This window comes from Variovorax sp. Soil_C_17 (genome assembly GCF_057657265.1).
Genome location: NZ_JBDGIT010000004.1, coordinates 441402 through 458743, shown reverse-complemented (window position 1 = coordinate 458743; position 17342 = coordinate 441402). Strand labels below are relative to the sequence as shown.

The 17342-nt window shown below is 68.2% G+C and carries 17 protein-coding genes; 15 read left to right on the top strand and 2 right to left on the bottom strand.

The window, feature by feature from the left end; all coding sequences use genetic code 11:
- Positions 1-16 precede the first annotated feature (16 nt).
- The 8 genes from AC3A6Y_RS22295 (at position 17) to AC3A6Y_RS22260 (ending at position 7250) form a co-directional block, all read left to right on the top strand.
- On the top strand, positions 17-655 hold the full coding sequence (locus tag AC3A6Y_RS22295; RefSeq protein WP_487870400.1) for a nitroreductase family protein: 639 nt from the start codon (positions 17-19) through the stop codon (positions 653-655).
- On the top strand, positions 652-1203 hold the full coding sequence (locus AC3A6Y_RS22290; protein WP_487870399.1) for a hemerythrin domain-containing protein: 552 nt from the start codon (positions 652-654) through the stop codon (positions 1201-1203). The genes AC3A6Y_RS22295 and AC3A6Y_RS22290 overlap by 4 nt, the downstream gene beginning before the upstream one ends.
- 249 nt (positions 1204-1452) lie before the next feature.
- On the top strand, positions 1453-1743 hold the full coding sequence (locus AC3A6Y_RS22285; protein ID WP_487870398.1) for a DUF2249 domain-containing protein: 291 nt from the start codon (positions 1453-1455) through the stop codon (positions 1741-1743).
- 36 nt (positions 1744-1779) lie between these two features.
- Positions 1780-4092 carry a nitric-oxide reductase large subunit gene (locus tag AC3A6Y_RS22280; RefSeq protein WP_487870397.1) on the top strand — a complete coding sequence of 771 codons (2313 nt, stop codon included), beginning with the start codon at positions 1780-1782 and terminating at the stop codon, positions 4090-4092.
- Positions 4093-4112: 20 nt separating this feature from the next.
- Positions 4113-4583 carry an Rrf2 family transcriptional regulator gene (locus tag AC3A6Y_RS22275; protein WP_487870396.1) on the top strand — a complete coding sequence of 157 codons (471 nt, stop codon included), beginning with the start codon at positions 4113-4115 and terminating at the stop codon, positions 4581-4583.
- Positions 4580-4903 (top strand): metal-sulfur cluster assembly factor, encoded by a 324-nt coding sequence (locus AC3A6Y_RS22270; protein WP_487870395.1) that lies wholly within the window; start codon positions 4580-4582, stop codon positions 4901-4903. The genes AC3A6Y_RS22275 and AC3A6Y_RS22270 overlap by 4 nt, the downstream gene beginning before the upstream one ends.
- Before the next feature lie 68 nt (positions 4904-4971).
- Positions 4972-6054 carry a hypothetical protein gene (locus AC3A6Y_RS22265; protein ID WP_487870394.1) on the top strand — a complete coding sequence of 361 codons (1083 nt, stop codon included), beginning with the start codon at positions 4972-4974 and terminating at the stop codon, positions 6052-6054.
- Positions 6054-7250 carry an NnrS family protein gene (locus AC3A6Y_RS22260; protein ID WP_487870393.1) on the top strand — a complete coding sequence of 399 codons (1197 nt, stop codon included), beginning with the start codon at positions 6054-6056 and terminating at the stop codon, positions 7248-7250. Before AC3A6Y_RS22265 ends, AC3A6Y_RS22260 begins: the two co-directional genes overlap by 1 nt.
- A gap of 40 nt (positions 7251-7290) precedes the next feature.
- On the opposite strand, the gene AC3A6Y_RS22255 is transcribed toward AC3A6Y_RS22260, so the two are convergent.
- Positions 7291-7767 carry a bacteriohemerythrin gene (locus AC3A6Y_RS22255; protein WP_487870392.1) on the bottom strand — a complete coding sequence of 159 codons (477 nt, stop codon included), beginning with the start codon at positions 7765-7767 and terminating at the stop codon, positions 7291-7293.
- A 31-nt stretch (positions 7768-7798) separates the two neighbouring features.
- Positions 7799-8449, bottom strand: a complete 651-nt coding sequence (locus tag AC3A6Y_RS22250; RefSeq protein WP_487870391.1) for a YitT family protein — start codon at positions 8447-8449, stop codon at positions 7799-7801.
- A gap of 195 nt (positions 8450-8644) precedes the next feature.
- On the opposite strand from AC3A6Y_RS22250, the gene AC3A6Y_RS22245 reads away from it, so the two are divergent.
- From AC3A6Y_RS22245 to AC3A6Y_RS22215, 7 genes are read left to right on the top strand one after another with little or no spacing between them, the layout of a single operon-like run.
- Entirely contained in the window at positions 8645-8953 is a 309-nt protein-coding gene (locus AC3A6Y_RS22245) for a DUF485 domain-containing protein (protein WP_487870390.1), read from the top strand.
- On the top strand, positions 8950-10677 hold the full coding sequence (locus AC3A6Y_RS22240) for a cation acetate symporter (protein WP_487870389.1): 1728 nt from the start codon (positions 8950-8952) through the stop codon (positions 10675-10677). Before AC3A6Y_RS22245 ends, AC3A6Y_RS22240 begins: the two co-directional genes overlap by 4 nt.
- A gap of 36 nt (positions 10678-10713) precedes the next feature.
- Positions 10714-11769, top strand: coding sequence for a DUF294 nucleotidyltransferase-like domain-containing protein (locus AC3A6Y_RS22235; protein ID WP_487870388.1), 1056 nt, complete (start codon positions 10714-10716; stop codon positions 11767-11769).
- 14 nt (positions 11770-11783) lie between these two features.
- Positions 11784-11984: a hypothetical protein gene (locus tag AC3A6Y_RS22230; protein WP_487870387.1), complete on the top strand. Its 201-nt coding sequence runs from the start codon at positions 11784-11786 to the stop codon at positions 11982-11984.
- A 1-nt stretch (position 11985) separates the two neighbouring features.
- Complete coding sequence (locus AC3A6Y_RS22225; RefSeq protein ID WP_487870386.1) at positions 11986-14742, top strand: ATP-binding protein; 2757 nt, start codon at positions 11986-11988, stop codon at positions 14740-14742.
- Positions 14739-15107, top strand: coding sequence for a response regulator transcription factor (locus AC3A6Y_RS22220; RefSeq protein WP_487870385.1), 369 nt, complete (start codon positions 14739-14741; stop codon positions 15105-15107). The genes AC3A6Y_RS22225 and AC3A6Y_RS22220 overlap by 4 nt, the downstream gene beginning before the upstream one ends.
- Positions 15104-17275, top strand: coding sequence for a 3'-5' exonuclease (locus tag AC3A6Y_RS22215; RefSeq protein ID WP_487870384.1), 2172 nt, complete (start codon positions 15104-15106; stop codon positions 17273-17275). Before AC3A6Y_RS22220 ends, AC3A6Y_RS22215 begins: the two co-directional genes overlap by 4 nt.
- The last annotated feature ends 67 nt before the right edge of the window (positions 17276-17342 follow it).

The window sequence follows — 17342 nt, the reverse complement described above, 5'->3', positions numbered from 1 at the left end:
GACGGGGGAACTCGACATGTCTGCCGATGCGAACCATTGCGAATCGACCGCCGAACCGGCGAGCCCGCCCATCACCGGACGGCAACTGGCCAGGCTCCTGCATGCACGCCGTACCGTGCTGCCCAAGCGGCTCGGCGCGCCGGGGCCCGAGCGGGCCGAGCTCGATCAGATCCTTGCCGCCGCAGCCGCGGCGCCCGATCATGGCGGGCTGGTGCCGTGGCGCTTCGTCATCGTTCCGCCGCGTGAAAGGGAGCGCCTGGCCGCGGTCTTCGAGCAGTCCCTGCAGGAACGCGATGCCACGGCCACGCCGGATGAGCGCGGAAGAGCACGCGAGAAGGCATTTCAGGCTCCGGTCCTGATGCTCGCGATCGTGCGACTGGGCCCCGAGGGCGGAGACATTCCGGCTGCCGAGAGAATCCTGTCGGCCGGATGCGCCATCCAGAACATGCTGCTGACCGCGACGGTCCTGGGTTACGAATCGGCGTTGACCTCGGGCAAGTCGCTGGAATCGGCCGGACTGCGCACCTTGTTCGCCCTGGACGAGCACGAGGCACCGCTGTGCTTCATCAGCCTGGGCACGATGGTGGCCTACAAGGCCGGCCCGGCGCGGCCCGAGATCGGGCGCTACGTCTCCGAGCTGAAGCACGCGCCATGAATTCGTCTTCGCGCTTGGCCTCCCTCATCGCCTCGCCGGCCGCCGGGTTCGAACAGCCCTTCGAGATGATGGCTGCCTGCCATGAACGCCTGCTTCGCACGCTCGGGCTGCTCGAGCGCTTGCGTGCACATGTCGCGCGTCACGGTGCCGATCCGCAGGCGCAACAGGCCGCCCGCGACGTCATGCGCTATTTCGACATGGCCGCGCCGCAACACCATCTCGACGAGGAGATGCATGTGTTCCCCGCGCTGATCGAGCGCGGCGACCCTCCCATGCTCGGGCTCGTCGCTCGCCTGCAGCAGGACCATCTCCAGATGGAGGCGCGCTGGCGCTTGGTGCGCGCGATCCTCGAACGGGTGGCGCACGCCGACATCCACGCCGTTCCGGCGCCCGATGCATCGGAGATCGACGCCTTCACGCGCTTGTATGGCGCCCACATCGAAGCCGAGGAGCAGATCGCCTACCCGGCCGCCGTCGCGCTGCTCGACGATGGCGCGCGCAACGCAATGGGCACCGAGATGCGGCGTCGCCGCGGCGCGGTCTCCTGAGACCAGGCGTTCCGGAGAGCCCATCAACCGTGGTTGTCGAGCGCTCGGCGGGGGCCGGCGCGCGGCCTGCCTCCCCACGCCCGAGCAGCTCGAAGCGGTATCCGTAGCGCCGGGCTCGGTGAGTTCGCGAGCGACGCCGGTTTCGATGCGGACCTTGATGCAGATCAACATCCCGCAGCAGCCCCTTTCCTAGCATAGATGCATCTGAAATACACCTTCTGCGCCATTCGCATCCACAAGGAAATCCACGTGAAATCTGCAGTCTTCTCTTCCACCCTCGACGTCCGGGTCCTGGAACCACGCTTTCGTCATTCGCACATCTTCTCGACCTTCGGCGCTCTCGACGACGGCCAGGCGATCGAACTCGTGAACGACCACGATCCGCTGCCGCTCTACGCACAGTTCCAGGCGCAGTGGCCCGACGGCTTCGCATGGAACTACCTCGAGGAAGGCCCCTCGGTGTGGCGCGTCGCGATCACCAAGGTCCCGACCTTCAAAGGTCATGCCAGCGGCTGCTGCGGCGGATGCTGCGGCGCCTAGGCGCCGAGCCATCCCTCGATGACGCAAGGAAATGTCATGAGAAACAACAGCAGGCTGTGGCGCTGGCTCGCCTTCATCTTCGTCCTGTCGTTCGGTGCGCTGGGCTACCTGGGCATGCAGATCTACCTGACGGCCCCCCCGATCCCGACGTCCGTCACGACTTCCAACGGCGATGTGATCTTCACCGGCGAGCAGGTCCAACGAGGCCAGCAGGTCTGGCTGTCGACCGGCGGTCAGCAGCTGGGCTCCGTGTGGGGCCACGGCAGCTACGTCGCACCCGACTGGTCTGCGGACTGGCTGCACCGCGAAGCGGTTGCGCTCAAGGAGCGCCATGCGCAGGCCTACCGCAAGGCGTCTTCCGCGCTGACTGCGGCCGAACGCGGTGCGCTCGACGCCACGGTGGTCGACCAGATGCGGCGCAACACCTACGACAGCACAAGCGGCGTGATCACCGTTTCCGCGGAACGTGCTCTGGCGATTCGCGAGGTGGCAGCCCACTATGACGCGCTGTTCGGCCACGATGCATCGGTCGCCAAGCTGCGCGACCAATATGCCATGACCGCCGGGACACTGCCAGATCGCGCCGACCGCCAGGCGCTGACGGCCTTCTTCTTCTGGTCGGCATGGGCGGCCGCCGCCGATCGGCCGGGCGAGACGGGATTGAGCTACACGAGCAACTGGCCGCACGAGCCGCTGGTCGGCAACACCATGACCAGTTCCGCGGCCGTGTGGTCGATGGTCAGCATCGTGCTTCTCCTGGCCGCCATCGCGGCCATGCTGTGGCTGCACGGCAGTCAGAAGCACGAAGCGGAAGCCCAGCCGCCCAAGGCCGACCCGCTGATCGGCGCCGCCGCGACACCTTCCATGAAGGCCACGCGCAAGTACTTCTTCGTCGTGATCGGACTGATGCTTCTGCAGATCGCGATGGGGGTCGTCACCGCCCACTATGCCGTCGAAGGCCAATCCTTCTTCGGCCTGCCACTGGCCGAGTTGCTGCCCTACGTGGTCAGCCGCACGGTGCACACGCAGATCGGCATCTTCTGGATCGCCACCGCATGGCTGGCCACCGGTCTTTACATCGCCCCCTTGCTGTCCGGGCGCGAGCCCAAGCTTCAGAAGCTGGGCGTGGATGTGCTGTTCTGGGCCCTGATCGCCATCGTGGTCGGCTCGACGCTGACCGGCTGGCTCGGCACCCTGCAGCGCCGCGGCGTGGATTTCAGCTTCTGGCTGGGCAACCAGGGCCTGGAATACACCAGCATGGGCCGCGTCTGGCAGGTCCTGCTGTTCGTGGGCCTTCTGTTCTGGGTCTTCCTGCTCGGTCGCGCGCTGTGGCCGGCATTGACCAAGCCTTCGGCATCGCGAGGCCTGATCGCGATGGTGTTCCTGTCGGCCACCTGCATCGGCGGCTTCTACGCCACCTCGCTCACCTGGGGACAGCACACCCACTACTCGATGATCGAGTACTGGCGCTGGTGGCTGGTGCACCTCTGGGTGGAGGGATTCTTCGAGGTGTTCGCCACCGCCGTCGTCGCGCTCATCTTCACGCGCCTGGGCCTGGTGCGCACCGAGAGCGCCAACCGCGCGATCATCGCCGAGACCATCGTGTTCCTGTTCGGCGGCATCCTGGGCACCCTGCATCACCTGTACTTCACCGGCACGCCGACCTCCGTGATCGCCGTGGGCGCCGTGTTCTCCGCGCTCGAAGTCGTGCCGCTCACCCTGATCGGCCTGGAGGCATTGCAGACCTACCGCCGTTCGCAGGCCATGCCCTGGCTCGCCGCCTACAAGTGGACCATCATGTGCTTCGTGGCCGTCGGCTTCTGGAACACCATCGGCGCCGGCGTGCTCGGCTTCGCCATCAATCCGCCCGCCTCGCTCTACTACGTGCAAGGCCTCAACATGACGCCTGCCCACGGGCACGCCGCGCTCTTCGGGGTCTACGGCATGCTGGGCATCGGACTCATGCTCTTCTGCCTGCGCGGCTTGTACGAGCGCCATCTGCACGCCGACGGCCTGCTCAAGCATGCGTTCTGGAGCCTCAACATCGGGCTTGCCATGATGGTGTTCCTGTCGCTTTTGCCGGCCGGCATCTACCAGGCCTGGGCCAGCGTCACGCAGGGGCTGTGGTTCGCCCGCTCTGCCGAGGTCGTGCATTCCAGCGTGATGGAAATCCTGGTCTGGATGCGCGTACCGGGCGACATCGTCTTCGCTCTGGGTGCGGCGCTCCTGGCCGGGTATGCGATGCGTCTGCTGCGCCGTCCGGTGTCGCAACCCGCATCGGCGACCTTGCCGGGCCCGAAGGGCCGCAGGGGCTTGGCCGTTCAGGCGGGCCGCACAGCCCCACGTTGACACGACTGGCTGGCGCCGCCATGAAGCTCACAGCCTTCACCGACTACAGCCTGCGCGTGCTGATCTACCTCGCCGCGCAGCCGCAGCGGCGCGCCACCATCGCGGAGATCGCAACTTCCTTCGGGGTGTCGGCGCATCATCTGACCAAGGTGGTCCATTTCCTGGGCAGACACGGGTGGCTCGCCAACGTTCGCGGCAAGGGCGGCGGCTTGTCGCTCGCCAAGGCGCCCGAGTCGATCAATATCGGCGACGTCGTGCGCCACACGGAGGCCGGCACGATCGTCGAGTGTTTCGGCGAAGGCGGCGGCGAATGCCGGATCACCGGGCTGTGCCGTCTGCGCGGGGTGCTGGACGAGGCCGTTGCGGCGTTCCATGCGGTCTTGCGCCGCTACACGCTGGCGGATCTCGTCAGCAATCGGGAGGCGCTTTCGGCCATCTTCTTCGTCGACAGAGCAGCGCGCCCCCGCCCCACTGAGAAGAGGGCTGCATGAGCTTCCCTTACGAAGGGCCCGAAGCCCTGAGGCAACCGGTGACGACAGCGCTGTCGCGTGTGGTCGACCCGGAAGTCTCGCTCAACATCGTCGATGTCGGTCTGGTCTACGGCGTCACTGTGGCCGGCGACACGGTGCACGTGCGCATCACGATGACGTCGGCCGCCTGTCCCGTGGCCGATCTCATCATCGAGGACGCGGAGCTCGAGTTGAACAAGGTGTTGCCCGAGCACTTCAAGATCTGTACCGAGCTGGTGTGGGAACCGCCCTGGACGCCGGACCTCATGAGCCGGGGCGCCAAGCGATTCATGGGATGGTGAACGCCGAACGCTCCATCGCCGCAGGCCGCCGACGGGCACCGGCACCTCGAACTCGGAACGTCGCGCGCGTGCTGTTTGGCGCCCTGGTGGGCCTGTCCTTGGCGGGCGGCGTCGCGGGCGGACTCTGGCGCCTCGGCGTGGCAGTGCCGGACCCGTCGTCTTTCACCCGCACGGGCCAGGTGCTCCTCGCGCATGCGGCCTTGATGATCTGCGGCTTCCTGGGAACGGTGATCGGCATCGAACGCGCCGTGGCGGTCAAGCACCGGGCGGCTTTCCTCGCCCCGCTCGCTGCGGGCTCGGGCGCACTGTGCCTGGCACTCGGGCAGCACGCCCTCGGCGCATGGCTCGGCGTGGCAGCGGCGCTGCTCTTCCTTGCGGTCAACGCGGCGGTCGTGCGGCGCCAGCCGGCCGCGCACACCCTCGTGCTGCTGGCGGGCGCGGCCGCCTGGGTGGCAGGCAGCCTCCTGTTCGCGTTGGGCCAGGGCAGCCATGCGGTTCTGCCTTGGTGGTTCGCCTTCCTGATCATGACCATCGCCGCCGAGCGCCTGGAGATGACGCGGCTCATGCGACGACGCCCGGCAGCCAACATCGGGCTCCATGCGGTGCTGGCGCTGCTGCTGGCAGGTGCTGCATGGTCGGGCGTGGCGCCGCGCGCCGGCGGGCTGGCCTATGGCACGGCACTCGTGCTGTTGGCGGCGTGGCTGGCGAGCTTCGATGTCGCGCGACGCACGGTGTTCGCGCACGGCCTCACCCGCTACATGGCCGTCTGCCTGCTTGGCGGCTACGTCTGGCTCGGGGTTGCCGGCGTGGCGTGGGTCGCGATGGCACTCGGCTGGGACTCCCGGGATGCGGCGTTGCACGCGTTGGGACTCGGCTTCGTCCTCAGCATGATGATGGGTCACGCGCCCGTGGTGCTGCCGGCGATCGCGCGGGTCAAGCTGCGATTCGGCGCCTACTTCTATCTGCCGCTGGCCGCCCTCCATCTGTCGCTCCTCGTGCGGCTCGCGCTCGGAACCTTCGACGAAGCGCTGCGGGCGGCCGGCGCCACCTTCAACGCGGCAACCATCGGCTTCTTTGCCGCCACCGTGGCCGGCGCGGCCGTGGCGTGGCGTATTCAACATGGCGCCGGCGGCGCCGGAAAGTCCAGGTAATGGCCCCCTTCACCGCGATCAAGCCAACGCAATCACCTGCGGGCCCTCAGCCCCGCCTCGCCTTGTGGCAGCTCGGCTTCCGGCCGTTCTACCTGCTGGCCAGCGCCTTCGCAGCCCTGTCCATCGGGCTGTGGGCGGTGCAGTTCGCCGGCTGGCTGCCGCTGGCCTATCTCCAGGGCCCGCTGTGGCATGCACACGAGATGCTGTTCGGCTTCATGCTCGCCGTGATCGTCGGCTTCCTCTTCACCGCAGGGCGCAACTGGTCCGGCCGGCCGACGCCTGCGGGCCTGCCGCTGGCGGCCCTGGCGGCACTCTGGGTGGCAGGGCGCATCCTCGTGCTCACGCCTTTTGCCTGGACAGCCGCGCTCGTCAACGCCGCGTTTCCGCTGGCCAGCGCGCTGGCCCTGGCCATTCCGCTCATGAGCGCTCGCAATCGCCGCAACTACTTCTTCGTCGGGTTGCTGCTGCTGCTGTCGGGGGCGGCGCTGGCGTTCCATCTTTCGGCGCTCGGCGTGATCTCGGCGCCGGCATGGATCGGCATCCAGCTGGCGCTGGATATCCTGCTGTTCATCATGGCGGTCATGGGCGGCCGGGTCATTCCGATGTTCACCAACAACGGCGTGTCCGGCGCCAACGCGACGCGCCAGCCCCTGGTGGAACGGGCCGCGCTCGGCTCCGTGCTCGCCCTGTTGCTGGTGGGCGTGTCGGGCCTGCCGCCGATCGTCGCGGCCGCTGTCGCCCTCTTTGCGGCGCTCGCGCATCTGGTGCGGTGGCTGCTGTGGCGGCCGTGGAAGACGCTGGACAACACACTCGTTCTGGTGCTGCACCTGGCCTATGCCTGGATCCCCGTTCATCTCGCGTTGCGGGTACTGGCCTCGCAGGGCTGGGTGTCACCCTCGCTGGCAACTCACGCGCTGACCGTGGGGGCCGCGGGAGGACTCATCATCGGGATGATGGTCAGGACCGCACGAGGCCACACGGCCCGGGTCCTGCGCGCCGATCAGTTCGACACCGCCTGCTTCCTGCTGGTCCTGCTCGCGGCAGTGGTGCGGATTCTGTTGCCGCTCCTCGCACCGTCGCAAACGATCGTTGCGGTGCTTGTTTCCGCCGCCTTCTGGACGTCGGGCTTCGGCCTGTATGCGGTGCGCTATTGGCCCGTGCTAACGCGGCCCCGCCTGGACGGCAAGCCCGGTTGAACCTGCCGACCATCATCGACGTCGAACATCGATGCGAGGCTCAATCCGAGGAAGCGTGCTGCACCGCTTCACGCAGCGCGGACCACACGGGAGGCGAAGGCTTCGCCCGAAGCTCGGTGTTCGCGGGTTTGAATCTGGCGCCGCGCAGATGGAGGGCGAGGGCCGCATCCATGGTCTGAACGTGCTTTTCATACCAGCCCCTGAGTTGACGCGCCATCTCACGCACCTGCAGCAGCTTTCCTTCCCCGGCCTGCAACGCACCTTCGCGCATCACCCCCAGCACCACGCGATGCTGGATCTCATGGTCCTTTTGCGATACATGGCCGGTCGCCCGCATCCAGACGTCCTCGCGCGCAAAGTTCTCGGCGGCGCAAAGGACCAGATCCTGCCAGGCTGACGGCAATCGCGCGTTGTCGGCGTTGTCGACACTTGTGAGGAGGCCGATGAACTTCTCGCGATCGTGATCCATGAAAGGCAAGCCGAGCGAAAGTGCTTCTGAACGATCCAAGGCAGCCATGTGGTCTCCTTTTGATGATGATGACTCAAGGCTATCGACGCGCGACGAACGCTGTTTTGACATGGCTCAAGGATTGGGCATCCGGTCGATGGTTCCAGACCAGCACCAGGTTCACCATCACTGCCGACACGATCGAATAGATGACCCGGCTCGGTTCGACGAGCGCGAATGCCGCCGCGACGACCACGGCGTCGCATGCCAACTGCACCGTTCCAGCGCGCCATCCTCGCTGCCGCTGCAGGAACAAGGCCACCACGCCGAATCCACCCGAGCTGGCGCCATGGCGGAACAGGATGAGCAAGCCGACGCCGATCAGCAAGCCGCCGGCGACGGCCGCGAACAGTGGATGTGCCGGATGCACGGTGAGCGCCCTGCCTATTCCTTCGACGCCGAGGGACAAGCCTGCGATCACGAGGCCGGTCTTGCCGGTGAACCGCGGTCCGAATGCGCGCCACGCGAATGCCATGAATGGCAGATTCACGAGAGTCAATGCCCAGCCGAGCGTCCAGCCGGTGGCATAGCTCGTCAGGAAGGCCAACCCCGGCATCCCGCCGGTCAAGAGGTTGGCGCTTTGAAGCATGCCCAATCCCAGGCCGACCAACAGGATCGCGGTCCCGCACCCTTGAATGTCGTCAAGCAGCGTGTGCCGCCTTGCGAGGTCGCCGCGTGAACCTTGATCCATGGCCGAGTGTCCTTGTTGCGGCGGAAACGGACCTTGCGCCAGAGCAAGGTTCCGGGCGCTGCCGGCCTGAAACCTCCCAGGTGAACTGCGTGGAAGGTCGACATGACATTCACAGACCTTGCGCTAGCGCAAGGGCGTGTGGCGCGCCTCAGATTCCAATGGCGGCGCAATTCCCCCATTCCTGAAGGAGACCCCATGGACGACGATCTGGTTCGGCGCATCGCCAGCCATCCTCAATACCAGGCGCTCAAGGCCAGACGTACGCGCTTCGGCTGGATCCTGACCCTGCTGATGCTGGTGGTGTACTACGGCTTCATCATGCTGGTGGCTTTCAACAAGCCTTTCCTCGCGCAACGGCTGGGCGACGGCGTGATGACGCTGGGCATCCCGATCGGCTTCGGCGTGATCCTCTTCACCATCGCGATCACCAGCTACTACGTGAAGCGCGCCAACGCCGAGTTCGACACGCTGTCCGAGGCGGTGGCGAAAGGAACACTCAAATGAACATCCTGTCCCTCACCGCACGCCGGACACTCGTGCTTGCCAGCCTGTTCGCCGCGTGCGCGGCGGCCTGGGCGGCGGGCGCCGATCTGGGCCAGGCCCAGAAGCAGGCGACCAACTGGACCGCCATCGGCATGTTCGGGATGTTCGTCCTCGGCACGCTGTACATCACCAAGTGGGCGGCAGCGAAGACCAAGTCGGCGGCCGACTTCTACACCGCCGGCGGCGGCATCACCGGCTTCCAGAACGGTCTGGCGATCGCGGGCGACTACATGTCGGCGGCCTCCTTCCTGGGCATCTCGGCGGCCGTGATGGCCGCGGGCTACGACGGCCTGATCTACTCCATCGGCTTCCTGGTGGGCTGGCCGGTCATCACCTTCCTGATGGCCGAGCGGCTGCGCAACCTGGGCAAGTTCACTTTCGCCGACGTGGCGGCGTTCCGCTTCAAGCAGTCGCCGGTGCGCATCTTCGCGGCGTCCGGCACGCTGGTCGTGGTGGCCTTCTACCTGATCGCCCAGATGGTGGGGGCGGGCCAGCTGATCAAGCTGCTGTTCGGCCTGGAGTACTGGATCGCGGTGGTCATCGTCGGCTCGCTGATGATGGTCTACGTGCTCTTCGGCGGCATGACCGCCACCACCTGGGTCCAGATCATCAAGGCCTGCCTGCTGCTGGGTGGCGCCAGCTTCATGGCGCTGTCGGTGCTGTGGCACTTCGGCTTCAGTCCCGAGGCGATGTTCGCCGGGGCCGTGAAGATCAAGACCGACCTCGCGCTGAAGGACGGCAAGACCGCGGAGGCGGCGGCGGCCATCGGCCAGTCGATCATGGGCCCCGGCAACTTCGTCAAGGACCCGATCTCGGCCATCTCCTTCGGCATGGCGCTGATGTTCGGCACTGCCGGCCTGCCGCACATCCTGATGCGCTTCTTCACGGTGCCGAGCGCCAAGGAGGCGCGCAAGTCGGTGATGTGGGCCACCGGCTGGATCGGCTACTTCTACCTGCTGACCTTCATCATCGGCTTCGGCGCCATCACCTTCGTGCTCACGAACGCGCAGTTCGTCGACGCCAAGGGCGGGCTGATCGGCGGCGGCAACATGGCGGCGATCCATCTGGCCAACGCAGTGGGCGGCAACGTGTTCCTGGGCTTCATCTCGGCGGTGGCCTTCGCGACCATCCTCGCCGTCGTGGCGGGCCTCACGCTGTCGGGCGCCTCGGCGGTCTCGCACGACCTGTATGCGACCGTCGTCAAGAAGGGCAAGGCCGACAGTGCCTCGGAGTTGCGCGTCACGCGCATCACCACGGTCGCGCTCGGCGCGCTGGCAGTGCTGCTCGGCATCGTGTTCGAGAAGCAGAACATCGCTTTCATGGTGTCGCTGGCCTTCGCCATCGCGGCGTCGGCGAACTTCCCGGTGCTGTTCATGTCGGTGCTTTGGAAGGGCTGCACCACGCGCGGCGCGGTGATCGGCGGCTTCCTCGGGCTGATCTCGTCGGTGGCGCTGACGGTGGTTTCGCCGTCCGTGTGGGAGGCGACGCTGGGCTACCCGAAGGGCTCGGCGCTCTTCCCCTATGCCTCGCCCTGCCTGTTCTCGATGACCATCGGCTTCCTCGGCATCTGGATTTTCTCGCTGCTGGACAGCAGCAAGCGCGCCGACATCGACAAGCAAGGATTCCTGGCGCAACAGGTGCGCTCGGAGACCGGCATCGGAGCCGCCGGCGCCAGCGGCCACTGAGGATTGGCCACCATGCGGCGCTGCGAGGACGGGACCATGCCGGGACTGTGTCCCCTCGGCCTCGCAAGCTTCGCCGGCGACGACCCGCAGGCCATCGCGCGGCAGATCGACGAGGCCGCCCGTGTCGCCGACCTGGCGGCCTCGGCCGCGCGCATCGATGCGATGGTGGCGGCGCTGCACGCCGGCGGCCTGAAGATCGAGCGCATCTCGAAGCTCGTCTGCGAGCTCAACGCGCGTGTTTTCGCGCGGCTGTGGTCGATGGTGGCACCGCCGCAGCTGGTGGCCAACAGCTGCCTGGCCGTCATGGGCAGCGAAGGCCGCGGCGAACAGATCCTGAAGACCGACCAGGACAATGCCTTGATTCTGCGCGACGGCTACGAATGCCCGGGCCTCGAGACCATCGCCGCGCAGTTCAGCGTCGGCCTGGCCGAGCTGGGCTATCCGCCCTGCCCCGGCCGCATCATGATCGACAATCCGCTCTGGCGGCAGCCGTTGGCCGCCTTCAAGGCGACGCTGCACGACTGGGTCTACGGCACGCAGCCCGAAGGACCGATGCACCTGGCCATCTTCCTCGACGGCCTGGCGGTCGCCGGCGATGCCGAGCTGCTCACCCAGGCGCGCGATCATCTCGACCGGATTCTCGATCGGACCGATGTCTTCTTCGCGCGCTTCGCCAGCGCGATCGACCTCTTCGATCCGCATCCGAACTGGTGGCACCGGCTCATGGCGCGCCACGACGAAGCGCTGGACCTGAAGAAGCTCGGCATCTTCCCCATCGTGCACGGCGTCAGGGCGCTCGCGTTGCAGCAGCGCCTGCGCGTGAACGCCACGCAGGAGCGGCTGCGCCTTTTGGTCGAGCGCCAGCAGATCGACCCGGACCTTGCGCGCGACGTGCTCGATGCGCTGCATTTCCTGATGACGCTCAGGCTCGGCTGCCAGCTGCGCCAGAAAGAGGCCGGGCAGGTGCCGGGCAATCGCGTGCTCCAGTCCGAGCTCGGCACCCTGGAGCGCGACACGCTGCACGCCGCGCTGGGCATCGTGCGGCGCTTCCGCGGCGAAGTCCATCAACGCTTCCGCCTCGATGCCTTGTAGCCCGGAGAGCACGCATGTCCGAAGGCTCCAAGCCCCAACGCCTGTTCGGCCTGTTCGCGCTCGGCTGGCTGCTGCTCAACGTGCCGCTGCTCACGCTCTGGGATCGCCCGGTCATGCTGTGGGGAGTGCCGTTGATGCCGTTGGCGCTCTTCGCCGGCTGGGCCGGGCTGATCGCACTGGCCGCATGGGTTGCCGAGGCACCCGGCGAGCCTTGACATGCCTGCCGCGCCCGTCGTCGTCCTTGCCGCGTTCGGCTACCTGGCACTGCTGTTTGCGATCGCGCATGTCGGCGACCGCCGGGCGCGCGAAGGGCGTTCGCTGATCGGCAGCCCCTGGGTCTACACCCTGTCGATCGGCGTCTACTGCACCGCCTGGACCTACTTCGGCAGCATCGGACGCGCCGCCTCGTCGGGGCTGTGGTTCCTGCCGATCTACCTCGGCCCGACGCTCGCGATGCTGATGGCCTGGACGGTGCTGCGCAAGATGATCCGCATCGCGCGCACCCACCGCATCACCTCCATCGCCGACTTCATTGCCAGCCGGCACGGCCAGAGTCCGCTGCTGGCGATGCTGGTGACGCTGATTGCGGTGGTGGGCATCCTGCCCTACGTGGCACTGCAGCTCAAGGCGATCGCGAGCGGCTACGCGCTGCTGGTCGATGCCCCCGCGCAGCCGCTGGCCTGGTGGCGCGACAGCACGCTCTACATCGCGCTGGTGCTGGCCGGTTTCACGGTGGCCTTCGGGGCGCGCCATCTCGACACCACCGAGCGCCACGAGGGCATGGTGGCGGCGATCGCCTTCGAGTCGCTGGTGAAGCTGCTGGCTTTCCTGGCCGTCGGTGCCTTCGTCACCTGGGGCCTGTTCGACGGGCCCGCCGACCTGTTCGGCCGCGCCGCGGCCCGGGCCGAGCTGGCGCCGCTGCTGGGTCTCGGAAGTGGCGCCGCCGGCGGTTTCGCGGGGGGCCAATGGTTTGCGCTGACGCTGCTCGCAATGCTGTCGGTGCTCTTTCTGCCTCGGCAGTTCCAGATGATGGTGGTGGAAAACGTCGACGAGCGCCACCTGCGGCGCGCCACCTGGGCGTTCCCGCTGTACCTGCTGCTGATCAACCTGTTCGTGTTGCCGATCGCGCTGGGCGGCCTTCTGCACTTCCAGGGCGGCAGCGAGAACCCCGAGACCTTCGTGCTCTCGCTGCCGCTGGCAGCCGGCCAGCCCGGGTTGGCGCTCGCCGCCTTCATCGGCGGACTCTCGGCGGCCACCGGGATGGTGATCGTGGAGGCCATCGCGGTCTCCACCATGGTCTGCAACGACCTCGTGATGCCTCTGCTGCTGCGGGCCGGCCTGCGCAGCGCGCGCGACCTCAGCGGCGTGCTGCTGGGCGTGCGCCGGGCGGTGATCGTGGCGCTCCTGCTGCTGGGCTACCTCTACTACCGCATCGCCGGTGAAGACTATGCGCTGGTGAGCATCGGGCTGATCAGCTTTGCCGCCGTCGCGCAGTTCGCGCCGCCGATGCTGGCAGGCATGTACTGGAAAGGCGGCACCCGCCTCGGTGCGCTGGCCGGCCTGGGCGCGGGCTTCGCGCTGTGGGCCTGGACGCTGATGCTGCCCTCGATCGCCAAGTCGGGCTGGATCCCGGCCCGGTTCATCGCCGAGGGGCCGTTCGGCATCGCCTGGCTGCGGCCCGAGCAGTTGCTGGGCCTGGAGGGGCTGGACAACCTGACGCACGCGCTGTTCTGGAGCCTGCTGGTCAACTGCGTTCTCTACTTCGGCGTCTCGCTCCTGGGCCGCCCGTCGGCGCGCGAGACGAGCCAAGCGCTGACCTTCGTCGACGTGTTCGAGCGCGGCGCGGACCATGCCGCCGACACCGGCCCGGTGTTCTGGCGCGGCACCGCGAGGCTGGCCGACCTCCGCCGGCTGGCCACCCGCTTCCTGGGCGTGGACGGCACGGAAAAACTGCTGCACGACTATGCGCGGCGCAACGGCTTGGCCGGGCCGCAGCAGATCGTTGCCGATGCACGGCTGGTGCAGTTCGTCGAACGGCAGCTCGCGGGCGCCATCGGCAGCGCCTCGGCCCGGGCCATGGTGGCCTCGGTGGTCGAGGAAGAGGCTCTGGAGCTGGACGACGTGATGCGAATCCTGGAGGAGGCCTCGCGAGAGGCGGCCGCACTGCGCGCGCACTCGCGGGCGCTGGAAGAGAAATCTCTCTCGCTGGAGCATGCGACCGCCGAGCTGAGCGAGCTCAACGAGCAGCTCAAGAGCCTCGATCGGCTGAAGGACGACTTCATTTCCTCGGTGACGCACGAGCTGCGCACGCCGCTGACCTCGATTCGCGCGCTGGCCGAACTGATGCTCGACGACCCCGGCATGGACCCCGCGCCGCGCCAGCGCTTCCTGGGCCTGGTGGTGGTCGAAACCGAGCGCCTGACGCGGCTGGTCAACCAGGTGCTGGACATGGCGAAGATCGAGTCCGGCGCGGCCGAATGGCGCAGCACCGAGGTCGACCTTTGCGCGCTGGCGCGGCAGGCGGTGCAGACCACGCAGGAACTGTTTCGCGAGCGCGGCGCGACCGTGACGCTGCACCTGCCCGAAGCGCTGCCGCGGCTGCAGGCCGACCCCGACCGCCTGACGCAGGTGCTGATCAACCTGCTGTCGAACGCGGCCAAGTTCGTGCCCTCCGGCAGCGGTCATGTCGAGCTGAGCCTGCATGCCGCTGGCGGCCGGGTCGTCTGCACCGTGCGCGACAACGGCCCCGGCGTCCCGCCCGGGCAGCAGGCGCTGGTGTTCGAGAAATTCCGGCAGGGCGGCGATGCCGGGCATCGGCCGCAGGGAACCGGCCTGGGCCTGCCGATCAGCCGCCGCATCGTCGAGCATTTCGGGGGGCGGATGTGGCTCGAGCCGGCATCGGGCCCAGGCGCATGTTTCGGCTTCGAGCTTCCCCTGCAGCGCCAGCCCGCACGCGCGGAGGCAAGTCCATGAGCTCCAAGGTGCTGATCGCCGACGATGAGCCCAACATCGTCATCTCGCTCGAATTCCTGATGAAGCGCGAAGGCTACGACGTGAGCATCGCACGCGACGGCCAGGAGACGCTGGAGGCCATCCGGCGCCTGCGGCCCGACCTGGTGCTGCTGGACGTCATGATGCCGCTGCGCTCCGGGCTGGAGGTGCTGCAGGCGGTGCGTGCTGACGAGGCCCTTGCCGGGACCCGGATCCTCATGCTCACGGCCAAGGGCCGCGAGACCGACGTCGCGAAAGGCCTGGCCCTGGGAGCCGATGCCTACATGACGAAGCCCTTCTCGACCCGAGAGCTGGCCGAGCGCGTGCGCCGGATGCTGTTGCCATGAAGGCCGACGCGGGCGAACTCGCCGCCGTGCTGGCGCCCGGTGCGGTGCTGGCGCTCGCCGGCCTCGGGCTCGGCGCCATGCTGGCCGCCACGCTGGCGCCGGCGGAGCGCGCGGCCTTGGCCGCGATGCTGGCGCCGCGCGCCGCGTTGCTGCTGCTGGCGTGGGCGGTACTGGCTGTCGCGCTGGGCGCACTGGCGCGTCGCGCCCATGCGATCTGGGTGAGGCAGCCGGCCCGGCTGGCCGAGGCCGCCCAGGCCCTGCTGGCCGTCGGCCATGCCGTGCGGGAGCAGCCCCTGCCCGCTGCGGCGCCGTGCGCAGCGGGCGCGCGGGCGCTGGCCGAAGTTGCCGAAGGGCTCGCCCGCCAGCGCGACGCCCTGCGCGCCGACATCGATGCCAAGGTGCAGGAGGCAGCACGCGGCATCGAGCACGAACGCAGCCGTCTCGCGGCGCTGATGTCCGAGCTGACGCAGAGCGTGATCGTGTGCAATCTGGATGGCCGCATCCTGCTCTACAACGCGCGCGCGCGGCTGCAGTTTCGGGCACTCTCGCCGACCGGCGGCGCCGAGTTGGTCGGGCTGGGTCGCTCCATCTACGCCGTGTTCGATCGCCAGCTCGTCGCCCACGCGCTGGAGAGCGTGCAGCAGCGCCTGCAGAACGGTGCGGCCCAGCCGGCGGCGCAGTTCGTCACCAGCTCCCGCGCCGGCCAGTTGCTGCGCGTGCAGATGGCGCCGGTGCGCGACCCGTCCGCGGCACCGGGGCATGCCGCGCAGCTCTCGGGCTTCGTGCTGATGCTGCACAACATCACGCGCGAGTTCGAGCACGACTCCGAGCGAGACCAACTGCTGCATGCGCTGACCGAAGGCAGCCGCTCGTCCCTGGGCAGCCTGCAGGCGGCGGTCGACATGCTGGAGCTGCCGGACCTGGATGCGCCCGCGCGCGAGCGCTTCCTGCGCGTGGTACGCGAGGAAGTGCGCTCGATGACCTCACGCATCGAGTCGCTCGCAGCAAGCGCCAGCGAGAGCCTGAAGACGCGCTGGCCGCTCGAGGAGATGCTCGGCGCCGACCTGGTGCAGGCCGCGCTGCGCCACATCGAGGCGCGCTCGCAGGTGCGCGCCAGCGCGGCCGAGGTCGACCCCGGCCTGTGGCTGCGGGTCGACAGCTATGCGCTGCTGCAGGTGCTGGCCTCGCTGGCAACCCGCCTGGGGGAGGAATTCGCCGTTGGCCGCGTGCAGCTGCGCCTGCGGCGCGAAGGCGAGCACGCCCTCCTCGACCTGGTGTGGCATGGCACGCCGATCAGCACCGAGACGGCCATGGGCTGGGAGTCCAGCCCGATGACGGTGGGCGGCGAAGCCAGCCCGCTGTCGGTGCGCGACGTGGCCGAGCGCCACGGCGGCGCGTTCTGGTTCCAGCGCGAGCGCGCGCGGCAGGAATCCTTCTTCCGTTTCCTGCTGCCGCCGGCCCAGCCGCAGGAGCAGTTGGAGGCCGCCGCGGTGCTGCGCAGCGACAGCCGGCCCGAGTACTACGACTTCGACCTGTTTCGCACCGGCGCGCAGGCCCGCGAGCTCGGCGAGCGGCGGCTGGTCGACCTGGCCTACACCGTGTTCGACACCGAGACCACCGGCCTCGATCCCATGCAGGGCGACGAGATCCTGCAGATCGGCGCGGCGCGCATCGTCAACGGCAAGGTGCTGCGGCAGGAGTGCTTCGAGCAGTTGGTTGATCCCGGTCGGAGCATCCCGGCGGCGGGCATCCCCATCCACGGCATTACGCCCGCGATGGTCGCCGGCCAGCCCGGCATCGCGCAGGTGCTGCCGGTCTTCCACGCCTTCGTCAGCGACACCGTGCTGGTGGCCCACAACGCCGCCTTCGACATGCGCTTCCTGCAGATGAAGGAAGCCGCCACCGGCGTGCGCTTCGAGCAGCCGGTGCTGGACACGCTGCTGCTGTCGGAGGTGGCCAGCCCGCGGCAGGCTTCGCATGAGCTGGAGGCCATCGCGGCACGCCTGGGCATCCCGGTGCTCGGCCGGCACACCGCGCTGGGCGATGCGCTGCTGACCGCGGAGATCTTCCTGCGGCTGATCCCCTTGCTGGCGGCGCAGGGAATTCACACCCTGGACCAGGCGCGCGAGGCGGCGCAGAAGACCTGGCACGCGCGCCTGCGCTACTAGGAGCGATTTCAGCGGCGCGCACTGCGTCGAGGATGCCGATTAAAAGCTGGACAGTTCAGCTTGGGCG